The organism is Microcystis sp. LE18-22.4A, assembly GCF_027531105.1.
In the GTDB taxonomy this organism is placed as follows: Bacteria; Cyanobacteriota; Cyanobacteriia; order Cyanobacteriales; family Microcystaceae; genus Microcystis; species Microcystis aeruginosa.
Genome location: NZ_JAPZRB010000629.1, coordinates 1 through 7015, shown reverse-complemented (window position 1 = coordinate 7015; position 7015 = coordinate 1). Strand labels below are relative to the sequence as shown.

5 protein-coding genes and 3 pseudogenes are annotated in these 7015 nt (G+C 41.8%); 3 read left to right on the top strand and 5 right to left on the bottom strand.

Going from position 1 to position 7015, the window contains the following annotated elements:
• Positions 1–138, top strand: a pseudogene (locus O9295_RS26845) (IS4 family transposase); the annotation flags it as partial.
• Positions 139–660: pseudogene (locus O9295_RS26840) on the top strand (sigma-70 family RNA polymerase sigma factor); the annotation flags it as partial.
• Here O9295_RS26840 and O9295_RS26835 read toward each other — a convergent pair.
• The 4 genes and pseudogenes from O9295_RS26835 to O9295_RS26820 all read right to left on the bottom strand — a co-directional run bounded on the left by O9295_RS26835 (position 629) and on the right by O9295_RS26820 (position 3668).
• Positions 629–1834 carry an aminotransferase class V-fold PLP-dependent enzyme gene (locus O9295_RS26835; protein WP_288036309.1) on the bottom strand — a complete coding sequence of 402 codons (1206 nt, stop codon included), beginning with the start codon at positions 1832–1834 and terminating at the stop codon, positions 629–631. The pseudogene O9295_RS26840 and the gene O9295_RS26835 sit on opposite strands and share 32 nt — an antisense overlap.
• Positions 1835–1851: 17 nt before the next feature.
• Positions 1852–2031: pseudogene (locus tag O9295_RS26830) on the bottom strand (type II toxin-antitoxin system RelE/ParE family toxin); the annotation flags it as partial.
• A gap of 160 nt (positions 2032–2191) precedes the next feature.
• Positions 2192–2419, bottom strand: coding sequence for a ribbon-helix-helix domain-containing protein (locus O9295_RS26825; protein ID WP_147070050.1), 228 nt, complete (start codon positions 2417–2419; stop codon positions 2192–2194).
• 115 nt (positions 2420–2534) lie between these two features.
• Positions 2535–3668, bottom strand: a complete 1134-nt coding sequence (locus O9295_RS26820) for an RNA polymerase sigma factor, RpoD/SigA family (protein ID WP_288036307.1) — start codon at positions 3666–3668, stop codon at positions 2535–2537.
• Positions 3669–4231: 563 nt separating this feature from the next.
• Here O9295_RS26820 and priA point away from each other — a divergent pair.
• Positions 4232–6721 carry a primosomal protein N' gene (gene priA, locus O9295_RS26815; protein WP_288036305.1) on the top strand — a complete coding sequence of 830 codons (2490 nt, stop codon included), beginning with the start codon at positions 4232–4234 and terminating at the stop codon, positions 6719–6721.
• 29 nt (positions 6722–6750) lie between these two features.
• Here priA and O9295_RS26810 read toward each other — a convergent pair.
• Positions 6751–7015: DUF4351 domain-containing protein (locus O9295_RS26810; RefSeq protein WP_288036304.1), on the bottom strand; the 265-nt coding region annotated here is incomplete at its 5' end.

Genomic DNA, 7015 nt, shown 5'->3' with positions numbered 1-7015 from the left:
CCTATCAAGAAACATGGTCGCCGAGCAAAAAGCCTCTTTCGGCTAGGTTTAGACCACCTTCGTCATCTTATTCTCAATCCTTCATTACCTAACTTTTCTCTTTTTCTCCAGTCCTTACATTTTTTGTCCTGTACTTAGATTCCCTATATTCGCGGCGAAATTCAACACCATCTGCGCGATAAAGGTTATACAGTTCGTATTCCTCGTCGTTGGTTAGATTTAGGCAGACAAGCGACAAATGTGCGTCGGGATTTCCAGTCCCTCTACAATCGTCAACCCAATGATACGGAAATCTCCCGCGCTTTAAATATTTCGAGCGAAGAATGGCAAGAGGTAAAACTGGCTTTCCAAAATCGTGAACCTCTTAGTCTCGATGCGACGGTTAATAACGATGAAGATAATAATACTTGTTTAAAAGACATCGTTCCCGATCCCCGTTATCGCAGCTTTCAACTTTGTCAAGAGGATCGCATTCGTTTACAACAGGCACTGGCTCAATTAGAAGACAAAACCCGTCATATTCTCGAATTTGTCTTCCTTAAGGATCTTACTCAACGGGAAACCGCCGAACAATTAGGCATTAGTGTCGTTACCGTCTCCCGTCGGGTGAAAAAGGGTTTAGAAATGCTCAAGGAAACCATGCTCCAGGAAGTATTTTAGACCAATTATCGGTTTGATACGGCCGCAATAGCAAGTAATTTAAAACCCCAGCTAAATATTCATACTGCTCGATCGAATTATGGTAGTGAGCAGAAATCCTCACAATTAATGATGCTTCTCCCCAAGGAATTATCGGCACTTCAATCTGATATTTTTCCCACAGTTGTCTAGATAAATCTTCTGCTGCCCAAGCATAACTAGGAATTAGAATTGAAGACATCGATCCGATCATTGATTCTGGACAGGGATAATTGACCTCTAAGGCATGACAAAGCAAATTTCTGGCTTTTAAAACCAAATTACGATTCCTCGCCATCAGACCCAGTAAACCATCAATAGAGAGAGAATTTAAAAACTCGATCGCTTTTGGCACTGATAAATAAGCGGTGGGATCATCGGTTCCCATCCAAGCAAATTCTAACTGAAAACGGGAGCGATCTTGTCGAGGGGAATTCGCTCCATGGCTAATAGTTAAAGGTCGAATTATTGCCTGTTTATCCCCGCGCACATAGAGAAAAGCAGCCCCCTTGGGACTACATAACCACTTATGACAATTAGCAGTATAATAGGTGGGATTAATTTCTCTGATATTAAGGGGTAAAAAACCTAAAGCATGAGCGCCATCGATGAGAGTATCAATGCCCAGATTATTTAATTCTTGCACAATTTCTGCGATTGGCCAAATTAAGGCCGTGGGACTGGTGACATGATCTAAAACTACTAATTTTGTCTGGGGAGAAACAGATGCTAAAATTGCTTGACTAATTTCTAAAGGGGACTGTACAGGAAAGGGAATTTTAGCGATAATTACCTTTAAACCCCATCTTTTAGCTATATGTTTAACTGCATTAGCACAAGCATTATAGGTCTGATCGGTGATCAGAATTTCCTCATTTTCCTGAAAAATTAAGGAATTTAATACCGCATTCACTGCTGTGGTTGCATTGGGAACAAAGACTAAATCATCGCTATTTACGCTGACTAAATCCGCTAATTTTTGCCTAGCAATATCTAATAAACCCTCTAATTCTCTCCCCAAAAATGCTAAAGGTTGCCTTTCCATTCGTTGCCGCAATTGTTGCTGATAATCCAAGACTATTCTAGGGGTTGCACCATAGGAACCATGGTTGAGAAAATAAATATCATCGGGAATTAACCAAGAGTTTTTGGACATATTGAATTAATTTAAAATTATTCAGAACTAGAAAAAATAGCTGAGAAATTACGACGACCACTAATAACTCTAAGAATTTCAATATCTTCTCCTAAGACACGATAAAAAACAATATAGTTTTTTAAGGATAATTCTCTTAAATCCTTAGGGATATAAGCATAGCTTTTACCACTTTGGGGGAATAAAACTAATTGCTGACACTTGCGATTAAATTCTTAAAAAAAAATCTCACCAGCTTCCACATTATTACTAGCAAAGTAATCAGCTATTGTATTCAGATCCTGACTAGCTAGTATATTTATGACATAACGACCCATTTTAGATTAATCTCCCATGGTTTGAAAACGATGGATAATTTCAGTGACAAAAGTTTCTCCATCTATGAGAGGATGATTTTCTGATGCTCCCGATAGCTTTATCTATTTTTTGCCGAATATCTTCTCTCCATTCCGCATCAGTTATTTGTTCGTATTCATCGAGTAACTGCAAAGCAAAGTCGATGACTTCTTGGGGAGATTGATATTTTCCCGTTTTCACTTTCCGTTGAATTAGATGCTCTTGTTGTCGGGTAAGATGTACGTTCATAGGTATTTTGACTATCTACTGAGAAAATCAACTTTATCTTAATTTTAAGCTAAATATCGACAAAAAAAACTCTCCGGGAAAAAGGAGAGAGGAGAGAACGAGTTAGAAAAAATTATTAATGTAACCATCCTTTCAGACGACGCGCGACTTGAGGACGACGTAATTTTCGCATCGCTTTAGTTTGAATTTGACGTACTCGTTCGCGAGATAAATTGAACATTCCCCCCACTTCCTCTAGGGTATAGGGTTGACTGGTAGCTAAACCATAACGGAGGGAGATAACATCTTTTTCCCGTTCCGTGAGAACATCACTTAAAACTGCGAAAATTTCCTGACGCATCATCATCTCATTCATTTTATCTTCGGGAAGTTGTAGATCATCATCTTCCAACAGATCCACTAATTCCGTATCTTCTCCTTTCCCTACACGATGATTTAAAGAGAGAGATTGACGACGCAATTGTAATAATTGCCGCAATTGTTCGGGAGTCGTTTCCAACGCTTCCGCGAGTTCCCGTTCATTGGGATTGCGCTGTAAATCTTGCTTGAGAATGCGCTGCGCTTTTTTGAGTTTATTGAGTTTTTCGACAATGTGAATCGGTAAACGAATCGTACGCGCATCATTAGCAATGGTGCGGGTGATTGCTTGTCGAATCCACCAATAAGCATAGGTAGAGAATTTATAACCTTTATTGGGATCGAATTTTTCGGCCGCACGGTTGAGTCCGATCGCACCTTCTTGAATTAAATCTAAGAAAGGAACTCCGCGATTTAAATAGCGTTTAGCGATAGAAACCACCAAGCGCAAATTAGAACGAATCATTTTCCGTTTAGCTGTTCGTCCGCGATAAAGACGGTTTTCCAGTTGACGTTCATTATCTAATTGTAAAGCGCTTGCCCATTCCGTTTTCGTCGGGGGACGATGTAAATTTTCTTGTAGTTTTTGGCGCACTTCTTCCGCTTCCATCAGAAACTTAACCGAGTAGGCTAATTCAATTTCTTCTTCCGCATTAAGCAGGGGATAACGGGCCATTTCTTTAAAAAATGCCCCAACAGTATCTTCATTGCTGCCTTTATCGTATCCAGTTCCACTACCCCCACGAGTGGTTTTTAGGGTTTCCGGTAAAGGTTCAGTCAGCTCTTCGTCAGTTCTTTCAGCAAAATCCACGCTGTCTAGTTCTAAAGGATTTGTCTCCAGGGCAATGATTTGATTAAAATTATCATCAGAGGCTAGTTTAGAGATTTTCATAAGCAGTTATGGATGGAGTGGGATTATAATAGCAGGGAGAAACTCAATTTCTCCCAATGGGCTGATTGTTACATTGAATTTTCGGGGAGCAGATTTTTTAAACGTTTTCTTAATTAATGGCGGCCATTTCTGGGATATAATTGCGCGATTCTGTGTCGATGGTTACAAATCGCCGAACCAGACAATAAGATTTTCTGGTGAATAGGGGAGACTTTTAGGTTTTCCACTTATACAATCTAACTAAGGTTTTTGGTATTTGACTAGGTAAAGATCACGCTTCTTAACAATCAAGATAGCAGTCAGCTTTTTATTACTCTTCTTCGCTTTTTCTATTGAGAACCATTCTCACCTTTTGACTAACTATGGTTTGATTCAATAGCTAATAGTCAATAATTATCATTTGGAAAGATTTCACGGGCTAAAAATCAAAATTTGCGGGCAAAAAAGCAATATTTAAACTGTTTTTAGAGAAAATTAACTGGTTTTATTCCCCTCAAGCTTTAAACTATAATTTAAATACCCTATTCTCCCCATCACCCCATCACCCCATCACCCCACTGACTATGCTCGATCGCTGTGCTACTCTAACTGTAGCGGAACCTCGCACACCTTACCAATTAACCACAACTGGGCAACCGTGGTTAGAGGTTTTGGTCGATCGCCCTTATCCTAGAGATAGTCAAGAGGATCAGCAAATATTAACCTATAGTATCCCCCGGGATTTAACGGTAGAAATTGGCGATATTTTAAGCGTTCCCTTCGGTTCTCAGGTAATTGGGGGAATTGCTCTTAGATTTCTCGAAAATTTGCCCGCAGGACTAGAAGAAAATCAAATTCGTCCCGTGGAAGATGTGATTGCTAAGGGCTTTTTCCCCGATAATTATTGGCAGTTATTGACGAAAATCGCCCAATACTACGCGACGGATTTAATCACCGTTGTTCGCGTCGCTTTACCTAAGGGTTTACTGCGAAGTTCCCAACGTCGCATCAGATTAAAACCAGAAGCTATCCCCCCCGGTGGGGAAGTTTTTTGTACTCCCCTCTCCCGTCAGATTTTATCCCTGCTAAAAAATCAAAAAGAAGGCGATTATTCGGCGAAATACCTGCAAGAAAAAGTCAAAAATGCTAATTACGGTATTCGAGACTTAGTTAAGCGCGGTTGGGTGGAAAGTTATCTAGAAGCACCCAAAAGTCCTAATATTAAACAAAAAAAAGCCATTACCCTGCTAATAACCGACTTTCCTGCTGATTTAACCGAAAATCAGCGCAAAATTGTCGAAATTCTCCGTCATCAGGGAGGAGAAATGTGGCTGCCAGAATTGGCACAACTCGCGGGGACAAAACATTTTAAACCACTAATTGACAAGGGTTATGTGGTGATTGAGGACCGGGAATTTCTGCGCTTATCCTCGGCGATTATGAGCAGGGATCAACCAAAAACACTCACTTCTAGTCAAAAACAAGCACTAGAAGCTATTCAAACCCTGAAAGGTGGTGAAAGCGTCCTCTTACACGGAGTGACGGGATCGGGTAAAACAGAAGTCTATCTACAGGCGATCGCACCTGTCCTGGCAGCGGGTAAATCTGCCTTGGTTTTAGTCCCCGAAATTGGATTAACACCGCAACTAACCGATCGCTTTGTGTCCCGTTTTGGCGATCGAGTCTATGTTTATCATAGCGCCCTCTCGGAAGGAGAAAGATACGATACATGGCGACAGATGTTGACAGGAACCCCGCAAGTCATTATCGGGACGCGATCGGCGATTTTTGCCCCTTTACCCCACCTAGGCATGATTATCCTCGATGAAGAACACGATAGCAGCTTTAAACAAACCCAATTACTCCCCACCTATCACGCGCGTACCGTGGCTAAATGGCGCGCTCAATTAAACCATTGTCCCGTAATTTTAGGCTCGGCCACACCATCCCTAGAAACATGGCTAGAATCCCAAGTTAATCCCAGTCTTTACCTATCTTTGCCCGATCGCATCCAAAATCGCCCCTTACCGCGGGTGGAAATCGTCGATATGCGACGGGAATTGCAACGAGGCAATCGTTCCCTGTTTAGTCAATCCCTGCGTTCATCTCTGGAAACCCTGCGCGACAAGGGAGAACAGGCAATTTTATTCGTCAGTCGCCGGGGATATAGTACATTTGTATCTTGCCGAAGTTGCGGTTATGTGCTAGAGTGTCCCCACTGTGATGTCTCCCTATCTTACCACCATACCGACCCGGGAGCGCAGGAATTACTACGCTGTCACTACTGCAACTATGGTCGCATCCATCCGAAACAATGTCCTGAATGTGGTTCTCCCTATCTGAAATTTTTTGGTACAGGTACTCAGCGCGTCACCCAAGAATTAACCAAAGAATTTCCTGATTTGCGCTGCTTGCGTTTTGATAGTGATACCACCCGCAACAAAAATGCTCCCCGGGAACTATTAAAACTATTTACTGATGGTGAATTCGATGTCTTAGTCGGAACCCAAATGCTCACCAAAGGATTAGATATCGAGCGAGTTACCCTAGTGGGAATTATGGCTGCCGATGGTTTACTTTATCACTCCGATTATCGCGCCTCCGAACGCGCTTTTCAAACCCTCACTCAAGTAGCAGGGAGAGCAGGAAGGGGAGAAAGAGAAGGAAAGGTAATTATCCAAACCTATACCCCTGAACATCCCGTGATTAGAGCAGTGCAAACCCACGATTATGAGGGTTTTGTCGAGACGGAATTAATGCACAGAGAGAGTTTAAATTATCCTCCCTACGGCAGTTTAGTCTTAATTCGCTTTAGTGGTTTAGATGGGGAAGCAGTCCAGAAAAGTGCCGAAAATGTTGCGGAGGAATGTGTTAATAATTTGGGTTCCGATTGGGATATTTTGGGACCTGCACCCGCAACAATTATGCGCGTGGCTAACCGTTATCGCTGGCAAATTCTGTTAAAATTATCGGGAGACAAGGCTGATATCGGTGGTCTTTTGCGTCCTTTAAAAAGCTTAGTTTTACCCAAGGTAAGTATGGCGATCGATGTGGACCCCTTAACTATAGAATAATCAAGGATGAATGAGATGATCGCCATTGCTCACGGATGCAACCAGTTATCTAAATCCGTCAAAGTGTCAAAGTCTAATAAAGCGAGTCCTAAGTCTTCTAACCGCTCCACAGGAAGGTTACGGATGGTTTCCTCAAGATTTTGCGGTATTTCACCGAAACGTCGTTGAAGAAGTCTAATAACCAACTTTAATGCTTCCTGCTGTACCCCTTCTTGAACCGCTTGTTCCCTATCCTGTTGGTAAAGTGGAGCTAAACGCATAATAAACTCCCTATCCTCCTGTGTTTTTTTCGAT